The 20499-nt window shown below is 59.8% G+C and carries 23 protein-coding genes; 10 read left to right on the top strand and 13 right to left on the bottom strand.

What is annotated here, in order from left to right:
* Positions 1 to 45 precede the first annotated feature (45 nt).
* The gene (locus ACGSLL_RS11950) at positions 46 to 1332 is read right to left on the bottom strand and encodes an MFS transporter (RefSeq protein ID WP_394506031.1); all 1287 of its coding nucleotides are present in this window, start codon (positions 1330 to 1332) and stop codon (positions 46 to 48) included.
* A 158-nt stretch (positions 1333 to 1490) separates the two neighbouring features.
* Here ACGSLL_RS11950 and ACGSLL_RS11955 point away from each other — a divergent pair, with 158 nt between their 5' ends.
* Positions 1491 to 2405 (top strand): LysR family transcriptional regulator, encoded by a 915-nt coding sequence (locus ACGSLL_RS11955; protein ID WP_394506033.1) that lies wholly within the window; start codon positions 1491 to 1493, stop codon positions 2403 to 2405.
* Positions 2406 to 2664: 259 nt separating this feature from the next.
* Here ACGSLL_RS11955 and ACGSLL_RS11960 read toward each other — a convergent pair whose 3' ends face one another.
* The 4 genes from ACGSLL_RS11960 to ACGSLL_RS11975 all read right to left on the bottom strand — a co-directional run bounded on the left by ACGSLL_RS11960 (position 2665) and on the right by ACGSLL_RS11975 (position 5136).
* Positions 2665 to 3000, bottom strand: coding sequence for a hypothetical protein (locus ACGSLL_RS11960; RefSeq protein WP_394506035.1), 336 nt, complete (start codon positions 2998 to 3000; stop codon positions 2665 to 2667).
* Positions 3001 to 3291: 291 nt separating this feature from the next.
* Complete coding sequence (locus ACGSLL_RS11965; protein ID WP_394506037.1) at positions 3292 to 3834, bottom strand: DUF2937 family protein; 543 nt, start codon at positions 3832 to 3834, stop codon at positions 3292 to 3294.
* 12 nt (positions 3835 to 3846) lie between these two features.
* The gene (locus ACGSLL_RS11970; RefSeq protein ID WP_186532168.1) at positions 3847 to 4623 is read right to left on the bottom strand and encodes a class II glutamine amidotransferase; all 777 of its coding nucleotides are present in this window, start codon (positions 4621 to 4623) and stop codon (positions 3847 to 3849) included.
* 15 nt (positions 4624 to 4638) lie between these two features.
* Positions 4639 to 5136, bottom strand: a complete 498-nt coding sequence (locus tag ACGSLL_RS11975) for an MFS transporter (RefSeq protein WP_394506040.1) — start codon at positions 5134 to 5136, stop codon at positions 4639 to 4641.
* Between the two features lie 233 nt (positions 5137 to 5369).
* Here ACGSLL_RS11975 and ACGSLL_RS11980 point away from each other — a divergent pair, with 233 nt between their 5' ends.
* Both ACGSLL_RS11980 and ACGSLL_RS11985 read left to right on the top strand, forming a co-directional pair.
* The gene (locus ACGSLL_RS11980; RefSeq protein WP_394506042.1) at positions 5370 to 7424 is read left to right on the top strand and encodes a S9 family peptidase; all 2055 of its coding nucleotides are present in this window, start codon (positions 5370 to 5372) and stop codon (positions 7422 to 7424) included.
* Between the two features lie 204 nt (positions 7425 to 7628).
* Positions 7629 to 8102 carry a cyclic nucleotide-binding domain-containing protein gene (locus ACGSLL_RS11985; protein ID WP_090282232.1) on the top strand — a complete coding sequence of 158 codons (474 nt, stop codon included), beginning with the start codon at positions 7629 to 7631 and terminating at the stop codon, positions 8100 to 8102.
* Here the strand turns inward: ACGSLL_RS11985 and ACGSLL_RS11990 are convergent.
* Positions 8099 to 8383 (bottom strand): hypothetical protein, encoded by a 285-nt coding sequence (locus ACGSLL_RS11990; protein WP_394506044.1) that lies wholly within the window; start codon positions 8381 to 8383, stop codon positions 8099 to 8101. The genes ACGSLL_RS11985 and ACGSLL_RS11990 overlap by 4 nt on opposite strands.
* Before the next feature lie 78 nt (positions 8384 to 8461).
* Here ACGSLL_RS11990 and ACGSLL_RS11995 point away from each other — a divergent pair, with 78 nt between their 5' ends.
* From ACGSLL_RS11995 to ACGSLL_RS12010, 4 genes are all read left to right on the top strand, one after another.
* Positions 8462 to 9148, top strand: coding sequence for a spermidine synthase (locus ACGSLL_RS11995; protein WP_093103748.1), 687 nt, complete (start codon positions 8462 to 8464; stop codon positions 9146 to 9148).
* A 49-nt stretch (positions 9149 to 9197) separates the two neighbouring features.
* Positions 9198 to 9569, top strand: a complete 372-nt coding sequence (locus ACGSLL_RS12000; RefSeq protein WP_007944009.1) for a YajD family HNH nuclease — start codon at positions 9198 to 9200, stop codon at positions 9567 to 9569.
* Between the two features lie 204 nt (positions 9570 to 9773).
* A complete protein-coding gene (locus ACGSLL_RS12005; RefSeq protein ID WP_007911337.1) occupies positions 9774 to 10244 on the top strand; it encodes an RNA methyltransferase in 471 nt (156 codons plus the stop codon).
* A gap of 81 nt (positions 10245 to 10325) precedes the next feature.
* The gene (locus ACGSLL_RS12010) at positions 10326 to 10703 is read left to right on the top strand and encodes a YgaP family membrane protein (protein ID WP_394506048.1); all 378 of its coding nucleotides are present in this window, start codon (positions 10326 to 10328) and stop codon (positions 10701 to 10703) included.
* Positions 10704 to 10872: 169 nt separating this feature from the next.
* Here ACGSLL_RS12010 and ACGSLL_RS12015 read toward each other — a convergent pair whose 3' ends face one another.
* From ACGSLL_RS12015 to ACGSLL_RS12035, 5 genes are all read right to left on the bottom strand, one after another.
* Positions 10873 to 11322, bottom strand: a complete 450-nt coding sequence (locus ACGSLL_RS12015; RefSeq protein ID WP_394506050.1) for a YcgN family cysteine cluster protein — start codon at positions 11320 to 11322, stop codon at positions 10873 to 10875.
* A 253-nt stretch (positions 11323 to 11575) separates the two neighbouring features.
* A complete protein-coding gene (locus ACGSLL_RS12020) occupies positions 11576 to 12508 on the bottom strand; it encodes a D-2-hydroxyacid dehydrogenase (RefSeq protein ID WP_394506052.1) in 933 nt (310 codons plus the stop codon).
* A gap of 104 nt (positions 12509 to 12612) precedes the next feature.
* Positions 12613 to 12906: a YcgL domain-containing protein gene (locus tag ACGSLL_RS12025; RefSeq protein ID WP_203421116.1), complete on the bottom strand. Its 294-nt coding sequence runs from the start codon at positions 12904 to 12906 to the stop codon at positions 12613 to 12615.
* On the bottom strand, positions 12903 to 14036 hold the full coding sequence (gene rnd, locus ACGSLL_RS12030; protein WP_394506055.1) for a ribonuclease D: 1134 nt from the start codon (positions 14034 to 14036) through the stop codon (positions 12903 to 12905). Before rnd ends, ACGSLL_RS12025 begins: the two co-directional genes overlap by 4 nt.
* 163 nt (positions 14037 to 14199) lie before the next feature.
* A complete protein-coding gene (locus ACGSLL_RS12035; RefSeq protein ID WP_394506057.1) occupies positions 14200 to 15849 on the bottom strand; it encodes a phosphoethanolamine transferase in 1650 nt (549 codons plus the stop codon).
* A 409-nt stretch (positions 15850 to 16258) separates the two neighbouring features.
* Here ACGSLL_RS12035 and ACGSLL_RS12040 point away from each other — a divergent pair, with 409 nt between their 5' ends.
* Positions 16259 to 17452: a cyanate transporter gene (locus ACGSLL_RS12040; RefSeq protein WP_394506059.1), complete on the top strand. Its 1194-nt coding sequence runs from the start codon at positions 16259 to 16261 to the stop codon at positions 17450 to 17452.
* A gap of 176 nt (positions 17453 to 17628) precedes the next feature.
* The gene (locus ACGSLL_RS12045; protein ID WP_394506061.1) at positions 17629 to 18564 is read left to right on the top strand and encodes a LysR family transcriptional regulator; all 936 of its coding nucleotides are present in this window, start codon (positions 17629 to 17631) and stop codon (positions 18562 to 18564) included.
* Positions 18565 to 18567: 3 nt separating this feature from the next.
* On the opposite strand, the gene ACGSLL_RS12050 is transcribed toward ACGSLL_RS12045, so the two are convergent.
* Both ACGSLL_RS12050 and ACGSLL_RS12055 read right to left on the bottom strand, forming a co-directional pair.
* Positions 18568 to 18930, bottom strand: coding sequence for a 5-carboxymethyl-2-hydroxymuconate Delta-isomerase (locus tag ACGSLL_RS12050; RefSeq protein WP_394506063.1), 363 nt, complete (start codon positions 18928 to 18930; stop codon positions 18568 to 18570).
* 159 nt (positions 18931 to 19089) lie between these two features.
* Entirely contained in the window at positions 19090 to 20010 is a 921-nt protein-coding gene (locus tag ACGSLL_RS12055) for a LysR substrate-binding domain-containing protein (RefSeq protein WP_093103766.1), read from the bottom strand.
* A gap of 238 nt (positions 20011 to 20248) precedes the next feature.
* On the opposite strand from ACGSLL_RS12055, the gene ACGSLL_RS12060 reads away from it, so the two are divergent.
* Positions 20249 to 20440 carry a YegP family protein gene (locus ACGSLL_RS12060; protein WP_394506066.1) on the top strand — a complete coding sequence of 64 codons (192 nt, stop codon included), beginning with the start codon at positions 20249 to 20251 and terminating at the stop codon, positions 20438 to 20440.
* The last annotated feature ends 59 nt before the right edge of the window (positions 20441 to 20499 follow it).

A 20499-nucleotide genomic window follows, 5' to 3' on the forward strand; every position in this document is an offset into this window, starting at 1 on the left:
GTGCTGATCTTTTTTTCTGTAGGACTTTGCCTGGCAGGTTATCAGTTACTGCGCGTCGAGTTGCTTGCCACGGGTTTCCGGCAGGCTCAGCGCCGCGATTATCACCACGCCATACGACACCGCCGCGAACGCGCCGATACCTACGCTCAACGGCACTTTCTGGCTGAGCAGGCCAATCAACAATGGAAACAGTGCCGCCAATGCGCGGCCGATGTTGTAGCAGAAGCCCTGCCCCGAACCACGAATCCGCGTTGGGAACAGCTCAGTGAGAAACGCGCCCATGCCGCTGAAAATTCCTGACGCGAAAAAGCCCAGCGGAAAGCCCAGCCACAGCATCACACCGTTGCTCACCGGCATCTGCGTATAAAGCAGAACAATGGTGAACGAGCCGACCGCGAACAGGATGAAATTCTTTTTGCGCCCCAGCAGGTCAGTCAAATAGGCGCTGATCACATAGCCGACGTAAGACCCGACAATCACCATCGCCAGATACCCGCCCGTGCCCAGCACACTCAAGCCGCGCTCGTTTTTCAAAAAGGTCGGCAGCCAGGAAGTGATTGCGTAGTAACCGCCCAGCGCACCAGTGGTCAGCAACGACGCGCGGAACGTGGTGAACAGCATGCCCGGCGCGAAAATCTCGTAGAACTTCGCTGGGTTTTCCGGCGTTTGCGCCGCTTTGGCCTCGCGATAGATCTCCGGATCCTTCACCAGTCGGCGCACGAAAATCACGAAAATCGCCGGCACAATGCCGAGGATGAACAGTGCGCGCCAGGCGTCTTCCGGTGGCAACAGCGAAAACAGCACGGCATAAAGAATCGCCGTCAGGCCCCAACCCAACGCCCAGCCGGACTGAACCATGCCCACCGCTTTGCCGCGGTCCTTGGCGCGGATCACCTCGCCGATCAACACCGCACCGGCAGTCCACTCGCCGCCGAAACCGAAGCCCATCAAGGTGCGGGCAATCAGCAATTGTTCGTAGTTTTGCGCAAAGCCACAGAGGAAAGTGAAGAAGGCGAACCACAGCACCGTCAGCTGCAAGGTGCGCACGCGACCGATGCGGTCAGAGAGAATTCCGGCAACCCAGCCGCCAATGGCCGAAGCGATCAGGGTGCTGGTATGAATCAACCCCGCCTCGCCCGTGGTGATGCCCCACATGGCGATCAGGGTCGGCACGACGAAGCTGAGCATCTGCGTGTCCATGCCATCGAGGCCGTAGCCGATCTTGCAACTCCAGAACGTGCGACGCTCCTGCTGATTGATATTGCGGTACCAGTCGAACGGCCCCGGACGCGTCGCCGGCTTGGCCAAAGGGAGGGTATCGGGAGCACTCATGGCAAATCTCCGCAGGTTTTTATTGGTCTTGTTCGAAGCTCCGACGACGCCTATCGTGGGAACCGCATGCGCCGATTTTTCGCCGCACGGCGCTTGTGCGTCCAACGAATAAAAACCCGCCTTAGGCATAAGAAAAATTTGTCACCCGAGCCATGCCCATGAACCTGAAGTTTCTCGAAACCTTTGTCTGGGTCGCCCGACTGAAGAGTTTTCGCCTGACCGCCGACAAGCTGTTCACCACGCAGGCGTCGATCTCCAGCCGCATCGCGGTGCTCGAAGGCGAGCTTGGGGTGAAGCTGTTTTTGCGTGACTCGCGCGGCGTGAGCCTGACGCCCGAAGGCTTGAAAGTGCTCGACTACGCCGAGCAGATGCTCGACACCATGGCGGCGCTTAAACAGTCGATCGAGACCCGTTCAAGCAAGATTGGCCGGGTGCGCATCGGTGTGATGGACACGGTAATTCACACCTGGCTCAGCCCGTTGGTGGCGCAGATGACCGATCTGTACCCGCGGGTAGAAATCGAATTGGTCGCGGATACGGCGTTGAATCTCTGCGATCAACTGCAAAAAGGCTTCCTCGACATCATTCTGCAGACCGACCTGATCCGCCACGAAAGCGTGCGCAGTCTGGAACTGGCCAGCCATCCGCTGGGCTGGATCGTCGCCAGCCAGTCGATTTACCACCGCGACTACGCCGACCTCGCCGAACTGGCGCAGGAACGCATCATCACCTACTCGAAAAACTCGCGGCCGCATCAGGACTTGTTAGCGTTGATGCAGGCCAATGGCGTGGTGGCGCCGCGTTTGAATTGCGTGAATTCGGTGTCGGCGATCACGCGGTTATTACGTGACGGGTTTGGCATTGGTGTACTGCCGCCGGTACTGGTGGCCGAAGAGCTGGCGCGGGGGGATTTGATCCTGCTGAATATCGATCAGCGGCCGGCGGATTTACCGGTGGTGGTGTCGTGGCGGATCGGGGTTGAGTGGGTCGAGGAGATTGTGACGTTATGTCGACAAGTGCTTGAGGGTTATGCCCGCGTGGTGGATGAACATCACATCAGTCTCACACCGTGATCCCCCCATACGCAGGCACTCCTCGTCGCCGCTTCGACCAAGGGAGAAATCCACTGCTTCCCAGCCTGCCAAGCGGCGTGATCCAAACCGCGCACCAGACAAGCGCAACGTATCACGCCTGTGTGAAGAGCCTTGCAATGCTTGTAAAATTACCGGCTCGCTATTACTCAGCCAGCGCGGACGGCTACCGCACATTGGTCAACGCTGGCGTTTTTGGCAGGCTCTACAGGAGTCTTGCTTTAGCTGTATCCGTTGGGCGTTACGCTTGCACCGCTGTGGCTTGGCGCTGCTTATACCAGCGACGCACGGCCCTCACGCCTTTCGCTGCGAAAAACAGTGAAAGCACCATCACGTAAAGCGGCCACAGCGTTACGAGCACCACACCCAGCCAGACATCGCTCGCGTCGCCGTCACGGAAGAACAGGCGCTGCACCCATGACATCAATGGGTTTCGCGTGATAGGTCGAGAGTGATCATCCACCCAGTTCCATGTATGTCGGAAGATTTCGGCAAGCGACAGCATCACGCACCAGCCAACAAAGAACACCACGCTCACCCAGACTACCAAGGTCACCAGCGCCATCGGCTCCATCACTTACCCGCTCCATCAAAATGTGCACATTCACAGAGGCGTCTTGAGACACCATCTTGGATGTCATTCTAATATCAATTACCGGCAGCGGGTGAAGGTCTGGAAAATTATTCCAATTTGCGCTCAATGACTCAGAAGGGTGCGGGGTATTGATCAGCGAGCCGGCATTCGTCAATGGACGCATGGGCCGCGCGCCATTGGCTTAATCACATTCGCGCACGACTGATCCTGTCTCGCCTTCCCCGGTCCGCCGCACAGAGTTTGCAGAACACCGATGGAGCGGCTGCGCCGCCCCTACAACCCGCGCACATCGCGGTCTTCGATCGGTCGGCTCTGGCGCAGGCGTCGACCGCCGAGCACAACCCAGTCGATCAGACGGAACAGGCATTCGATGCCGAACGACAGCAGCAACGCGCCACTCATGCCCCAGATCATCGCTTCCGGGGTCAGTAGAATCTGGTAGCTGTAGCCGTTCCAGGTTTCCTTGCGAATGTCCGGATCGGCGGCCAGCACCACTTGCAGAAAGCGGATGTACCACGGCCCTTGCATCGCCTGGAACTGCTTGTCCAGCGCAACCTGACGGGTGAGCAAGGTGTTCAGGCTGTCGGCATCGCTGCGGAATATCGGGTCTTCGCTGGCGCGGTAATGCGCGACCAAGGCCTGCATGTCGCCTTTGAAGAACTGCTCGGCCGTGCCCTGGAAACCACGCAGACCGGTCTGCGCTTCGATCAGATGCGCTTCGACACGCTGGGCGTAATCGTTGATGAACCCCGGCACCTGGACACCGATCAACAGGCCCGCCGCAAACAACACCAGCCGTACATAACTGAGCAACATGAGGTGCAATCCTTATTCGGTCTTGCCCTGGCTGACGCATTCGCCGCGTCGCCACAGGCTCCATTGGCCCGGCTCGTAGCGGGTCCAGGTTTCGTTTTCGGTCAACGGTTCGGTGGCGATCACCGTCACCACGTCGTTGGGCGTGGTTTCCGCCTGGAAGTCGACGATCACATCGACATCCTTCAGCCGCGCCGGGCCGAACGGTGCACGACGGGTGATCTGCGCCAGTTTGGTCGAGCAATAGCAGAACAGCCAGTCGCCGTCGCTGAGCAGGCAGTTGAACACGCCTTTGCTGCGATATTCGGCGCAAGCCGCGACAAGGTCCGGCAACAGCACTTCGATATCGACCGGCTCCGGGAACGCGGCGCGTACACGGTTAAGCAAATCGCAGAACGCCGCTTCGCTGTCGGTATCACCAACCGGTCGGTAGAAACTCTTGATCGGGGTGAATTCGGCGAGCTGACCGTTGTGTGCGAAACACCAGTTACGTCCCCACAGCTCGCGCACGAACGGATGGGTGTTGGACAGGCAGACCTTGCCGACATTGGCCTGGCGAATGTGGCCGATGACCACTTCGCTCTTGATCGGGTAGCGCTGCACCAGGTTGGCGACTTCCGACTCGCTGCTCGCCGCGGGGTCCTGGAACAGGCGCAAGCCGCGACCTTCATAAAAAGCGATGCCCCAACCGTCGCGGTGCGGGCCGGTACGACCGCCGCGCTGCATCAGGCCGGTGAAGCTGAACACGATGTCGGTCGGCACGTTGGCACTCATGCCCAGTAATTCACACATGTGCGGACTCTCGGGTTACAGACGCGGCTCGACCCGCATGCGCTGCGGATTGTTCGGCACTGGCGGGCGCCCATAGCGGTCGTCACCGGCACCGCCGAACGGCTGATCGTCGTCGCGGTCATCGGCGCGAGCCGCTGCCCTGGCCGCTTCGGCCTGCTCGCGGCGTGCTTTGGAGGCGCGCTCGATCGGAAGCCGAATCAATACGAATACCAGATAGATGCCGAGCGCGATCATGCCGTACATGAACAGGTCGGACACCGCCCGCCAGGCGTTGTTGCCGACCTTGAACAGCAGATCCAGCGCGGTAATGGCGATGGCCGGCGCAACCTTGGCTTTCACCGGATCAACGATGGTCGGGCTGAACAGCAACACCGCCATCAGCACACGCAGCGGCTCGCGCAACCAGCGCCACATCCAGGTAGTCAGGCGCATCCATACCAACAGGCAGCCTACGGCGGCAAAGGCGTAAAGGCCCCAGGCGATCAGATAGTCGTTCTCGGTCATGGTGTCCATGGCAAGGCAGGCAAAGAGGCGCTTATAGTAACGACTTTTCGCCCATGCGGCTTGTCCCAATACCAGACAGCCACTGTTATCCCTGTGGGAGCGAGCCTGCTCGCGAATACGGACTGTCAGTTGAAACATTGTTGTCTGACACACCGCTTTCGCGAGCAGGCTCGCTCCCACAGAATCTGCAGCGTCATCAAGACCCGCGAAAACCCTGATTCCGAATTGTCCGAGAGCCTTCCATGTCCGAATCCGCCAATGTCATGACTGCCCCGATCGCCCACCGGGCCCCCGGCGCCGACCCGTATGCCTGGCTGCAGGAGCGCGACACCGACGCGGTGCTCAACTACCTCAAGGCCGAAAACGCTTATCAAGAAGCGCAAACCGCCGATCAGGCCGAGCTGCGCGAAACCCTGTTCAACGAGATCAAGGGCCGGATCCTCGAAACCGATCTGTCGCTGCCGTCGCCGTGGGGCCCGTACCTGTATTACACGCGCACCACCGCGGGTGACGAATATGCCCGGCACTATCGCTGCCCGCGTCCGGCCGACGACAGCCTGACGCTCGACGAAAGCCGCGAACAACTGTTGCTCGACCCGAACGCCCTGGCCAACGGCGGGTTCTTTTCGTTGGGCGCGTTCAGCATCAGCCCCGATCATCAGCGTCTGGCCTACAGCGTCGATGCCGCGGGCGATGAAATTTACACGCTGTTCGTCAAAGAGCTGGCCAGCGACCGCGTCAGCGAGTTGGAGTTTGCCGACTGCGACGGCAGCATGACCTGGGCCAACGACAGCCTGACCCTGTTTTTTGGCGTGCTCGACGAGACGCACCGCCCGCACAAACTGTTGCGCTATCGCCTCGACGGCACCGCAGCCGAAGAGGTGTTTCACGAGCCGGACGGGCGCTTTTTCCTGCACTGCTACCGTGCAAGCTCCGAGCAGCAGTTGCTGCTGTCGCTGGGCAGCAAGACCACCAGCGAAGTCTGGGCACTGGACGCTAACCAGCCGCATCTGCCGTTCACCTGCCTGGCGCCGCGGGTCGAAGACCATGAATACGACGTCGATCACGGCATGCTCGATGGCGTCTGGACCTGGTTCATCCGCAGCAACCGCGACGGCATCAACTATGCGCTGTATCAGGCGCCAGACACTGGCGTGGCGCCGAGCGAGGCGGACTGGCAGAACCTGATTCCGCACAGCGATGAGGTAATGCTCGACGGCGTCAGTCTCAACGCCGAGGCCATGACCCTGAGCCTGCGCGAAGGCGGCCTGCCCATCATCGAAGTGCACCCGCAAGGATTGGCGCCGTATCGTGTGCAATTGCCGGATGCGGCCTACAGTCTCTATGTGCAAAACAGCCTGGAATTCGTCAGCGACCGCATTCGTCTGCGTTATGAGGCATTGAATCGCCCGGCACAGGTGCGCCAGTTGATCCTCGCCACGGGCGAACAAACGGTGCTCAAGGAAACCCCGGTGCTTGGCCCGTTCGACGCCGACGCCTACGTCAGTCAGCGTTTGTGGGCGACCGCGCCGGACGGTACGCAAGTGCCGATCAGCCTGGTGATGAAGCGCGAAATGCTCGGCAAACCGGTGCCGCTGTATCTCTATGGTTACGGCGCTTACGGCTCCAGTCTCGATCCATGGTTCTCCCACGCGCGCCTGAGCCTGCTCGATCGCGGCATGGCGTTCGCCATCGCCCATGTGCGCGGCGGCGGTGAACTGGGCGAGGCGTGGTATCGCGCCGGTAAGCAGGAACACAAGCACAATACCTTCAGCGATTTCATTGCCTGCGCCGAGTTTCTGATTCTCAACGGCATCACCACCGCAGAAAAACTGGCGATCAGCGGCGGCAGCGCCGGTGGCCTGTTGATCGGCGCGGTACTGAACCAGCGTCCTGACCTGTTCGGTGTGGCGATTGCCGAAGTGCCGTTCGTCGACGTGCTCAACACCATGCTCGACCCGGAACTGCCGCTGACCGTCACCGAATACGACGAATGGGGCAACCCGGAAGATCCGGACGTCTACGAGCGGATCAAGGCTTACGCGCCGTACGAAAACGTCACCGCGCAGGCTTATCCGCCGCTGCTGGTGATCGCCGGTTACAACGACAGCCGCGTGCAATATTGGGAAGCGGCCAAGTGGGTGGCGAAATTACGCGCGACCAAGACCGACAACAATCCGCTGCTGCTCAAGACCGAACTGGGCGCCGGGCATGGCGGCATGAGCGGCCGTTACCAGGGATTACGTGACGTAGCGCTCGAATATGCGTTTGTGTTCAAGGTTTTGGGCCTGGCCTGAGGAACTCTGTGGGCCGGCTGGGTCTTAATTCCAGACCCAAAGGGCCGATATAGCCCAGCCCCCTTGTGGGAGCGAGCCTGCTCGCGAATGCGACCTGTCATCCACATCGTCGGTGACTGACACTACGCTTTCGCGAGCAGGCTCGCTCCCACAGGGGCCGGTGCAAGCCTTCAGAAATGTGAAAAACAAAAAGACTGTGACGACATGTCAGAACCGACTTTACTGAACAACGAGATCCGCGACTGGCTGATGGATTGCGGCCTGTTCGACCAATTGCAACTGGCCGATTTTGCCGCCGCCTCCGGCTACTTCAGCATCAGCACCGTGGCGCAAGGCGAAGCGATCTTTCACGAGGGCGACGCCGGCAGCTTCATGTGCATCATCCACACCGGCCAGGTCGCAGTGCAGAAAACCGGCGCCGACGGCCAGGTCATCACCATGGCCACTCTGCGCAGCGGCCGGGCGTTCGGCGAAATGGCCGTGCTTGACGGTGAACGGCGCTCGGCCACCTGCATTGCCGCGAGCAACTGCCAGTTGCTGAATCTGGGCAAGGACTCCCTGGAAAAAATGCTCAACGACGCGCCAAAAATCGCCGCAAAGATCATCCGCGCCCTCGCCGTCTCGCTGTCGAAACGCCTGCGCATGGCCGATGGTCAACTGGCAGCACAACAGGTTTAACCGCCGGGGGATTTGGCCTTGGTGCCGTTCGGTTCGATGCCCGGCACCGGTTGATCCTTGCTCGGCGGGCTGGGCATTTCGATCGGCACCAGCGGCGGGCTGCCACTGCCGGCGCCGGACTTGGGAATGGTGATCGGCGTGATCTGCGGATACGGCGTCGGTGTCGCGGTGCCAGGCGAACCGGGCTGCGGCGTCGGGCTGACCGGAATCGTCTGCTGCGCTTTTGCTGCAGTAATCGCGAGCGCGGCCAAGGCAATGACCGTTAGAATGGTGCGCTTCATCAAGGGCTCCGTTTGGCTCTAGTCTGTGCTCAGGCTACTCTCAACGCGCCTGCTTGCCTTCCCCCTGTAGAGATTTCCATGAAACGTTTCGTTCTGCTCGACACCACCCCGATCCCTGAAAGCGGCGGTGCCCTGTGCCTGTTCGAGTATGGCGAGGACTTCGTCATCAAGATTCAGGGCGGCGACGGCGGGCAATTGATGAACACTCGCATGCACGGTTCCGAGGACGCGCTGGCCGAGATCCCGTGCCGCAAGGTCGCCGGGCGGCCGGATTCGCGCGTTTTGATCGGCGGCCTCGGCATGGGTTTCACCCTGGCTTCGGCGCTCAAGCATCTGGGCAAAAGTGCCGAGGTGGTGGTCGCCGAACTGGTGCCCGGCGTGGTCGAGTGGAACCGTGGCCCGCTGGGGGAAAAATCCGGCCGGCCATTGCTCGATCCGCGCACGGTGATCCGCCAGGAGGACGTGGCGAATGTGCTGCAGAGCGAACCCAACGGCTTTGACGCGATCATGCTCGACGTCGACAACGGCCCCGAAGGTCTGACCCAGAAGGCCAACAGCTGGCTGTACTCGGCTGCGGGCCTGAATGCCTGCGCCAAGGCCTTGCGCCCCAAAGGCGTGCTCGCGGTGTGGTCGGCCAGCGCTGACCGGCAATTTTCCGACAAATTGAAGAAGGCCGGTTTCAAGGCCGAAGAAGTCCAGGTCTTCGCCCACGGCAACAAGGGCACCCGCCACACGATCTGGATTGCCGAGAAACTCAAGGGCTGAGCTAAACTCTGCGCATAACCGTCATCAGTCTTTCTACAAAGGTGAACCCATGAGTTCGTCCACCCCCACCAACACGTCGAAGCTGGACCGCATCCTTGCCGACAACCAGCGCGACAAGGAAATGGGCTACCGTGACAAAGCCCTGAAAATGTACCCGCACGTCTGCGGCCGCTGCGCCCGTGAATTTTCCGGCAAGCGCCTGAGCGAACTGACCGTGCACCACCGCGACCACAACCACGACAACAACCCCCAGGACGGCTCGAACTGGGAGCTGCTGTGCCTGTATTGCCACGATAACGAGCACTCGCGTTATACCGATCAGCAGTACTTCGGCGAAGGCTCGCTGAGCACGCCGAAAATCGCCAAAGCCACGCACAACCCGTTTGCCGCCCTGGCCGGGCTGATGAAAAAAGAAGACTGATCACCGTTGCCATAACGGGCCCCTTCGCGAGCAGGCTCGCTCCCACAGGTTGCCTGGCGCGCACAAAACATGTGAACGACAAAGAACCCTGTGGGAGCGAGCCTGCTCGCGAAGACGGCCGGCTTGCCACTGCCAATCCATGATCTGACCACAACTGTCCAATCCCCGTATAATCGCGCTCTTTTTCCCGAAGGCACCCCGCTCGTGGCAGACAAACGGTACAGCTGCATTGGTTTGTATAACCCCAAATCACCCGAGAACGTCGGTTCGGTGATGCGCGCCGCCGGCTGCTATGGCGTGGCGTCGGTGTTCTACACCGGCAAGCGCTATGAACGCGCCGCTGATTTCGTCACCGACACCAAACGCGTGCACTACGACATTCCGCTGATTGGCATCGACGATCTGAAAAAGATCCTTCCGCTCAACTGTGTGCCCGTGGCCGTGGAACTGGTCGAGGGCGCCCGCCCGTTGCCCGAATACACCCACCCGGATCGCGCGCTGTATATTTTCGGCCCGGAAGACGGCTCGCTGGACAAAGAGATCCGCGACTGGTGTGAAGACGTCGTGTACATCCCGACCACCGGCTGCATGAACCTCGCCGCCACGGTCAACGTCGTGCTCTACGACCGCATGGCCAAGGGTCTGAACACCCGCTCCGGGCCAAAATTTCGCTGAAGCGTCGCACATTCGATGGAACAAGCTGATCGCCTTGGCAGTCAGCTTGTTTATCCATCATTGATTGCCTGGAGAACCATCATGTCCGAGCTCAAACGCGTCGAGCGTGTCGAATCGACCCCGTTTCAATCTCACTCCAACCAGAACGTTCACGGCTGGGAACGCATTGGCTCGTTGACCGGCGGTGTGCTGATGGTCGGCAAAGGGCTGCGCCGCGGTGGTGTGTTCGGCCTGATTCAGGTCGCCCTGGGCGGCATGGCTATGGCTCGCGGGATTACCGGGCACTGCTCGGCGAAAAGCCTTCTGGAGAAAAGTCGGCAGGACATGAACAACGTCCGGGCGAAAATCGAGCGTGCCGGCGAAGAATTGAACAGGCTGAAAACCAACGCCGAGGTAGCGACTGAAACAGCCACCGTGACCGGCAATGATTCGCTGAAGTCGCCGAAAGCTGCGGTTTGAGCTGAAACCTGTAGCGCTTCTGCCGGCCCCATCGCTGGCAAGCCAGCTCCCACAGGGGTTTTGGGTTGTATCAAGACACATGTACGACTCGAAAACCTGTGTGAGCCAGCCTGCTGGCGATAGCGTCTGACAGGCACCTCTCCACATCAAGCCTGACCTTATTCTTTACTCAACCCGCGCGAAAGATCAGGTGATCTTCCCAGTCATCCTCCGGCACGCTGCCCTCGGCCAGCATGCGCCCGGACTGGGAAATCCGCTCGTGGTGCACCGCGTCGCGATCGCCACACACCAGGTGATGCCACAACGGCAGGTCCTTGCCCTCGCTGACCAGGCGATACCCACAGGTCGGCGGCAGCCATTTGAACTCTTCAGCCTGTCCCGGCGTGAGCTGAATGCAGTCGGGGACGAACTGGATGCGGTTCGGATAATCGCTGCACTGACAGGTGTTCATATCCAGTAGTTTGCAGGCGATGCGCGTGTAATAGACGCTGTTGTCTTCTTCGTCCTCGAGTTTCTGCAGGCAGCACAGACCGCAGCCGTCGCACAGCGATTCCCATTCCTCGTGATCGAGCTGATCGAGGGTTTTGCGTTTCCAGAACGGTTCGACTATCGCGGCCATGGCTCAAGCATCAACATCAGGTGGTGAAAAGGCCGCCAGTCTAGTGCCAGCGGGGCTGTCGGCCAAGCGCTGGCGACTATCGGTAAATCCGCTTGTCCGTCCCAGCGCCGCCCGCTGAGCAAACTGGTGACTACACTTTGAAATCAATGTGGGAGCGAGCCTGCTCGCGAAAGCGCTGTGTCAGACACCCTGTTGTCGACTGACACGCCCTCTTCGCGCGCAGGCTCGCTCCCACAGTGAAATCGGTGGAAAGTCAGTAACCGCGGGTGAAATCCACCTCGCCACGCAACGCTTCACCCGCCTCATACGCTTTCAGATTCTGCACAAACAAATCCACCATCAGCGCGGGCGAGGTCGGTGCCGAACTGTGCCCGGTCAGCAACAAGCCCCACGCCGTCCAGAATGGATGGCGCTGCGGTAACGGTTCCTGGCGGCAGACGTCGATCACTGCGCCGGCCAGATGCCCTTCTTTCAGAGCTTCCACCAGATCGGCGTCGACCACTGCGACACCCCGCCCGGCGTTGATGAACAACCCGGTCGGCTTGAATTGCTTGAACAGCGCCGCATCGTAGATATCGTGGGTGTGCTCGGTGTTGGGCAGCAGATTGACCACGTAATCGACCTCCCCCACCAGGCGCGGCAGATCGGCCATCGAGCCGACTTCGACAAACGGCGCCTGCTCACGGGCGCTGCTGGCGATGCCGTACAACTCGATGCCGAACGGCAACAGGAACTGCGCCACGCTCTGGCCGATATCGCCGGTGCCGACGATCAGCACCTTGCGCCCGACCAGACTCTGGCCGCTGCGGTTGTCCCATTTGCGCTCGACCTGGCTCACCAGACGCGCCAACACTTCGCGCTCATGGCCGAGCATGTAGGTCAGCACATATTCAGCCATCACCTGACCGAAAATCCCCACCGCACGGGTCAGGCGATAGTCGCGGCGTAAACCGTCGGCGAGCAACGGCGTGATCCCGGCCCAGGTCGATTGCAGCCATTGTGGCTGATGCCCTTGGCGCAACAGCGTCGCCAGCAGATCCGGCTGGCCCAGCCAGACCGGGCAATCGGCGGCCTGCCGCGCCAGTTCGGCGGAGTCGCCGCTGGTCAGTACTTCAAGCTCGGGCGCTGCCTGACGCAGCAGCCGGGCGTATATCGCGTGGTCGTGTTCAGCAATCAGAACGCGCATCTTCAAACCTTTCGCAAGCCGTGCAGACGGTCGCCGGATTCCGGCGGCCATCGCGGTAAAAACAGTTCCAGGGGGAATCGAGGCTCAGAACAGAGCCCCGCCAATCAGACCGGGTCGTTGCGACGCAGCAACTCTTCGGGCAAGTGTTCGATGTACTCATCCTCGGCTGGCGGCATCTGCAAGTGATAGCCCTGCTTGTCGAGGTTTTCCAGGACCACGGTAATGTCTTCGCTGGCCAGTTTGCGCTCAGGCGAGAGCACCAGATCGAAGGAATGTTTCGCTTTACCGAACGCCAGCATCAGCGCTTCCGGCACGCGCTCGAGCGCATCGCTTTTGAGCACGTAAAGATACATGCCGCTGCGCTTGGAGCTTTGGTAGATGGAGCAGATACGTTTCAAGGCTGTTCTCCGGCGGTGGCCAGGCTGTCGAGCAGCTTCTGGCCCATGAGTTCGCGGCGCCAGCCACGCAACGACTCGGGCAACTGGTAAGGCCCCTCGGGGAAGCCGCTTTTGACCAGCGCTTCGAGGGTTTTCTTGCGCAGCATCAGTTCCGGCGCGATATCCAGACGCTCGGCCTCGGCCTGACCCAACGCACGCAAACGCTTGATCAGTGCCGCGGCTTCAATCGGCAACGGCTCCGGCACGGCGGGCGGCCATTGATCAGGCCCCACACTGCCAGAGCGCTTGATCAGATCAAGCAGAAACTGACCATCCTGACGCACGGTACGCGGGTGCATGTCTTCGATCTTGCCCAGCGCGACGAGATTGTCCGGTTGCGTGCGCGCCAGTGGCCACAGCGAATGCTCGCGGACGATGCGGTTACGTGGCAGGTCGCGGGCTCGCGCCTCACGCTCGCGCCAGGCGCACAGCTCACGCAGCACGGCCAATTGCGCACGGGACAGTTTCCACGCCAGTTTGGCTTCGCGGTAAACCTCGTACGGATCGGTTTCGCGGCGCAGGTTGGCGACCAGTTCGGCGCCATCTTCCAGCACCCAGGCGAACTTGTCGGTGGACAGCCGGGGCTGCAACTCGACAAACACTTCAGCCAGATGCACGGCGTCTTCGGCAGCGTAGCTGATCTGCGTCTCGGACAGCGGACGTTGCAACCAGTCGGAGCGGGTCTCGCCTTTGGGCAGCTCGATACCGAGCACTGACTGCACCAAACGCGAATAACCCATCGAGAAACCGAGGTTCAGGTACGCGGCAGCCAATTGGGTGTCGAACAGCGGCGCCGGCAGGCTGCCGGTCAGACGCAACAGCACTTCGAGGTCTTCGCTGCAGGCGTGCAGCACTTTCAGCACCGCCGGGTTTTCCAGCAACGCCGCCAGCGGTTGCCAGGCATTGATGGTCAGCGGATCGATCAGGTAGGCGCGTTTGCCATCGCCGACCTGCAACAGGCCGGCGATCGGATAGAAGGTGTCGACCCGCATGAATTCGGTGTCGAGGGCAACGAACGGCAGCTGCTGCCACTCGGCGCAAAACTGCGCGAGGCTTTCGTTGTCGCGAATCCAGTGAATATCGATAGCCACACGGCTCTCCCTTGAAGAATGGCGCGCAGTATATATCGCCACCGGCGATTTACGCGCCTGCGAAGGGTAACAGCTGTAACGAAATGTCCTGCTAGATAGAAAGAATAGTCTGACAGAGGAAACAGACAGGCCCGTCGCGTCAGCGGGACGGGCCTGAGACTTTTCAGTCCTTGGCCAGCACGCCGTCGATCACCGCACCACGGCAACCGGCAAACAAGTCCAGATCGGCCTGGTAAACGCTGCTCTTGACCTCCAGCAAGCCGAGCATCGAATGGAACAGATTGTCCTGGCTCAGCGGTTTGTCGCGGCTCATTTGCAGGCAATGCGTATCGACCGAATAGGCTTTCTGATAACTGTCGGAGAACCACGCCAGCATCGCCACGTGTTTCTGTTGTTCCGGCGCCAGCATGTAAGGCGTGCCATGCAGGAACAGGTTGTACTCGCCCAGCGACTCGCCGTGATCCGACAGATACAACATCGCGGTATCGACTTTGTCCTGATTGCTGCGCAATACATCGATCAGGCTCGACAGCACATGATCGGTGTAAACCAGCGTGTTGTCGTAGCCGTTGACGATACTTTCGCGACTGCAATTGTTCAGCGCGTTACTTTCGCAGACCGGAGTGAAGTGCTCGTATTCCTTCGGATAACGCTTGAAGTATTCCGGGCCATGGCTGCCCATCTGGTGCAATACCAGCACGGTGTCCTTGTCCAGATGATCGATAAAGCTCTGCAGGCCTTGCAGGAGAATTTCGTCGCGGCATTCGCTGTTGGCGCATAACGCCGGATCCTTCAGATTGCTGACATCCTGCACCGTGACGCGATCGCAAGTACCTTTGCAGCCGGACTGGTTATCGCGCCAGATCACGTCAATGCCGGCACGCTTGAGCACATCGAGCAGACCTTCTTCATTCTTCGCCTTGCTCGCGTCGTAGTTCTTGCGGCCCATGTTGGAGAACATGCACGGCACCGACACGGCGGTTTCCGTGCCACAGGAATGCACATCGGTGAAGGCGATCAGCCCGGCTTCCTTGTCGAGTGTCGGGGTGGTGTCGCGGGGGTAACCGAGAATACCGAAGTTTTCCGCACGGGCACTTTCGCCGACCACCAACACCGTCAGGGATTTGCGCGGTTGCAGTTCGATGTCCGGGTTGCGCTGAGCGTCTTCGCCGATTTTGATGAACGGCTGCTGTGCGGAAGCTACTTGTTCACGCAAGTAACCAGCAGAGGCGCCAATGAAGTTGCTCGGTACCAGCATCAAGCGAATTTCGTGGTGATTGCGAAAGAGCGAGGACAAGCCTTGATAGTTGGCCAGTGCCACCCCGCCAATAACCGCGGCACTGGCCACACTCACCACAACTTTACTGAAGACTTCGCGATGCCAGCGACGATAATTAACCGGCACTTTCCACAACAACCATGAAGGCAAGACACCCAACAACAAAATAAAAGCAAACAACTTCAACGACAGCAGATCACGCACTTCCGTGATATTGGTTTCGGCAAAATTGCGAAACATGCCGGCGTCCATCATCACGCCATATTGATTCATGAAGTAGGCCACGCCGGCACTGCTTAAAAACAGCGCAATCAGCACAGGCTTGAGCAGCGGGCGAAAGGCAAATACCGTCAGCACCAGATTGAATGCCGCCAGGATCATCACTGCAAAAGCCACGCGCATCGCGATGCCCCGGCCATCGGCGCCGGTGATCGCGAACAGGTGCTGCCAGAGCACCAGGTTGAAGCCAATCAACAGAAACACACTGGCGATCAACGTCACCCATTCCGGGCGCACGGCTTTTGACTTGAACATAGAAGGGGCTGTTCCTGAAAAGAAGAGCCTTGGTTGATAACGAGTTTTTCATTTGTGAAAAATTCATTAACCAAGTGCATACAAACTTTAGGCAGGTAACCATCAATTTTTTGTGAAAAAGACGCCAATGATTAGTTGGCTTTTAATCATAGTGATGGACTATTTATGTATTTGAGAATGGTTCAGGGTTTATTCAGTTATACGGGGTGCCCCTGTAGGAGCGAGCCTGCTCGCGAAAGCGCTATGTCAGACACTGCATTGTTTATGTGCTGGCCTCTTCGCGAGCAGGCTCGCTCCCACAAGGGGCCAGGCGGTATTGGATTATTGAATAGGCCCGTGGATTTTCTGGTTTGCCTGGCATGCACGGCTCCGCGCCTAATCATCGGTCTGCGCTTATCAAGGACACGCCATGCAAACCGACCACGCCATTACTCGCCCCGCTGTGGGATTGATGCTCGCGATCATCCTCGTCGCGCTCAATCTGCGACCGTCGATGGCGGCGGTCGGTCCCCTGCTGTCGGCCATTCGCGGCGAAATTCCGCTGAGTTTCAGCCTCGCGTCACTGCTGACCATGCTGCCAGTGATGGCGATGGGGCTGGCGATGTTTTTCGCTCTGGCGATCAGTCAGCGCGTAGGTCAGCAGCGCACGATGTTGTGGTCGCTGCTGATCATTGCGCTGGCAACGCTGGCGCGGCTGTTTGTCGATACGGCGACCGGGTTGATTGTCAGCGCCGTGCTGGCGGGGTTTGGCATTGCGTTGATTCAGGCGTTGATGCCGGCATTGATCAAATCGCGTTTCCCCAACAACGTCGCACTGTGCATGGGCTTGTATGTCACGTCGATCATGGGCGGCGCGGCGCTGGCGGCGACCTTCGCGCCCTGGGTGATGGTGCAGACCGCAAGCTGGCGTATGGGTCTGGCGGTATGGGCCTTGCTGGCAATGATCGCGCTGTTGGTTTGGTGGGCACAACGCCGCCATCTGCCGAATACTCTGACGCCGGCCGCGAAGAAAGACGTTTTCGCCAGTAACGGTCGCGCCTGGCTACTGGCGATTTTCTTCGGACTGGGAACGGCGTCCTACACCTGCGTGCTCGCCTGGCTCGCTCCCTATTACATGGAAAAAGGCTGGAGCGAACAAAACGCCGGGCTGTTGTTGGGTTTTCTGACGGCAATGGAAGTCATTTCCGGCCTGCTCGTTCCGGCTATCGCCAATCGCAGCCGCGATCGACGAGCGGTCCTGGTGACGTTGCTGGCGCTGATCATTGCCGGGTTCTGCGGCCTGGTCCTCAGTCCGCAGCATTTCAGCCTGCTCTGGCCGTGCCTGCTGGGCCTGGGCATCGGCGGCTTGTTTCCGATGAGCCTGATCGTCGCACTCGATCACCTCGAAGACCCGCAGCGCGCCGGTGGTCTGACGGCGTTCGTGCAGGGTATCGGGTATCTGATCGCCGGGCTCTCGCCAATGTTGGCCGGGTTGATCCGCGATCGCCTGGGCAGCTTCGAATGGGCGTGGTGGTCGCTGACGGCCGTCATGGCGCTGATGCTGCTGATGGTGTTGCGCTTCGATCCGCGGCACTACCGCCGACACTTTTCACCAGCGAGCTGAAGGCCTCTGGCCAGCTTTATCCGCTCTGATCGATGACGTCGTGTTGCTAAAAGTTTCTGTCCCACATGTGACCGTGAAATGTCTTACAGGGCTTTCTCCTGGCACCATCGTTCCGCTAGGATCGTTCGCACACGTTTGCGCGGTTTCAGCGCAAGAAGCACAGCGAGACAGAACGGATGCTGAACAGTAACTTGCTTCGAAAGCTCGACATGCAGGATCTCATGGTGTTTGTCGCCGTGTATGAGCAGAGCAGCGTCACCGATGTGTCGGAAACCCTGTTCGTCAGCCAGTCCACCGTCAGTTACTGCCTGAAAAAACTGCGCACCAGTTTTGAAGACGAACTGTTCATCAACACCCGCACCGGCATGCGCCCGACCTACAAGGCCAGCAGCATGTACGGCCATGTGCAGAAGATCATCGAAAGCATCAACCTGTGCCACGCCGGCGCGCCGACGTTCGACCCGAGCCAGCAAGCCGTTACCTTTAACATCTGCGCGCCGGAATATTTCGAGCAACTCATTCTGCCGCGGCTGTTGAAGCGCTTCGACTTTGACGATTTGCCGGTGATGGTCAACATGCACAAGTTCGAGACCGACGTCCCGGCAGAAGAACTGCGCGACGGCAGCCTCGATCTGGTGATCAGCTTCGGCCCCAACTTCCACCGCCAGCACAGCGACCTGAAGTCGCGCCTGCTGCTGGAAGATGACCTGGTTTGCGTGTTCGACAAACGCGCCACGCCGCTGGAACCGCGCCTGAGCCTGCAAGCCTTTACCGAACGCCGGCACGTCTTCCCGACGCCCTGGACTTCGTCGACCAACATGGTCGATGGCTGGCTGGCGCGGCAGGCGCAGAAACGCCAGATCGTCGCGCGCTCGAACAGCTACAGCGCTGCGTTGAAAATGATCACCGGTACCGATTTCATCCTCACCCTGCCCCGCCGTATCCAGCGTCTACTGATCAACGAGGCGGTGTTCAACCACTGCGAGGCGCCCAATGGTTTGCCGGGTTTCACTCTCGACATGCAGTGGAGCCAGAGCGTCGATCAGGACAGCGCTAACGTCTGGCTGCGCGAGCAGGTGGTCAACGTCTGCAACGAACTCGATGCGAGCTGAGTGCTACACGCCTACTACGGCCTTGCTGTAGGACTCGCGGTCGATGTCGAGCAGTTCGACACACAATTGCACTTCGACACCGGCCGGCCATTCGCAGATGTCCTGCAACGCCGTCAGCAGACTTTGCGACAACTGCTTCTTGATCTCCGGCGAGCGCCCGCTGAGCAGCGCCAGTTTGACGTGAACGAAAGCACGCTCGGCGAGCGCGGTGCCGACCTTGAAAGTCTCGACCTTGATCGCGCGGCCCTTGATATCGAACTCGGCAGCGAACTGACCGGATCCCACCAAAGTGTTGTTGAGCCGGATCAATGCAACATCGGCGTTCAGCGGCAGGTTGGCGGTGTATTCCATGTGCAGGTGTGGCATTACAGGACTCCGGTCAGTGGGGCGTGGGGCCGTACATATACCACAGTCACACCTAAGCTTTGGTAGGAGTGAGCCTGCTCGCGATAGCGGTGTGTCAGGCAGCACTTATGCTGAATGACGCACCGCAATCGCGAGCAGGCTCACTCAGGGATATGTTTATCAGAGCGGGTTTTGTGGCCGTTCGCTCATGAAGGCTTCCAGCCGTGAACGCAACCAGCGCTCGGCCGGATCGCTGTCGACGTGGCTGAGCCAGACCATCGACAGGTCCAGCATGGGTGTCTTGAACGGAAACGGTTCCTGGAACAGCAACCCCGAGGCGGCCATCGCCGCCGCGGTGTAATCCGGCAGGCTGGCGATCAGGTCGGTACCAGCCAGCAGCGCCGGCAACGCGCTGTATTGCGGCACCGATAACACCACCTGGCGCGTGCGACCCAGCTCCGCCAGCCACTCGTCAGCGTAGCCACTGACATTCGCCGTGTGCGAGACCAGTACATGCGGACGCGCGCAATATTCATCCAGGGTCAGCGGTGTGTCGCTGGCATCGGCGCGCAGGATGCTCGGCTGGATGTGCCGCAGCAATTTGCGCTTGGCGTTGGCCGGCAGGCCGCGGGTCTGGCTGATGCCAACGGTGATATCGCCCGCCGCGAGCAGATCGGGAATCCGCCAGTAATCGGCGTGTTGCACCACAAACACCACGTTTGGCGCTTCCTGGCGCAGCGCGCGCAACAGCGGTGGCAGCAGGCCGAACTCGACGTCGTCGGACAAGCCGATGCGAAAGGTCATGGTACTCACGGCCGGGTCGAAATCGCGGGTCAGGCTCAGCGCCACCGACAACGAATCCAGCGCCGGTTTCAGATGACGGAAGATATCTTCGGCGCGGGCCGTCGGTTCCATGCGGTGGCCGACGCGGATGAACAGCGGGTCGTTGAGCATGGTGCGCAGGCGGTTGAGTGCCGAGCTGATGGTCGGCTGGCCGAGAAACAGTTTTTCCGCCGCCCGGGTCACGTTGCGTTCGAGCATCAAGGTCTCGAACACCACCATCAGGTTGATATCGGCCTTGCGAAGTTCATTGCGGTTCATCCATTGCCCCCTGCTCCCCGGAATGCGGGCAGTGTAGAAAGCCCACAGGCCCGGCGTCCATCGCCACGCACTGATCAATTCAAGAACACCGTTATCCGGACTGGCATTCGCGCAACTCAGAAACATCCACCAACGTCTGGAAACAAATGTCCGATAGCCAAAAAAACCGTCTGCGCTAGGCTTGCGACGATGCGCCACACCGACTGACGCATATCTAAAATCGCATGGAGCGAACTGAATGTATTTCGAGATTTACAGGCAATCCAGAGGCACCCCGAGCACCGGCAAAGGACAATGGCGCTGGAGATTGAGAGCGCGCAACCACGAAACCATTGCCAGCGGCGAGTCATATGTAAACAAGGCGGATTGTCTGCATGTGATCGGGTTGATCAAGGCTGTGCAGGGGGAGACGCCGGTGAAGGAGATTTAAACAAACACGGGTGTTGCTCACTCCAGATGGGCAACACCTGAGATTTTTTCGAAACATCG

The organism is Pseudomonas retamae, from assembly GCF_043496865.1.
Taxonomy (GTDB): Bacteria; Pseudomonadota; Gammaproteobacteria; order Pseudomonadales; family Pseudomonadaceae; genus Aquipseudomonas; species Aquipseudomonas retamae.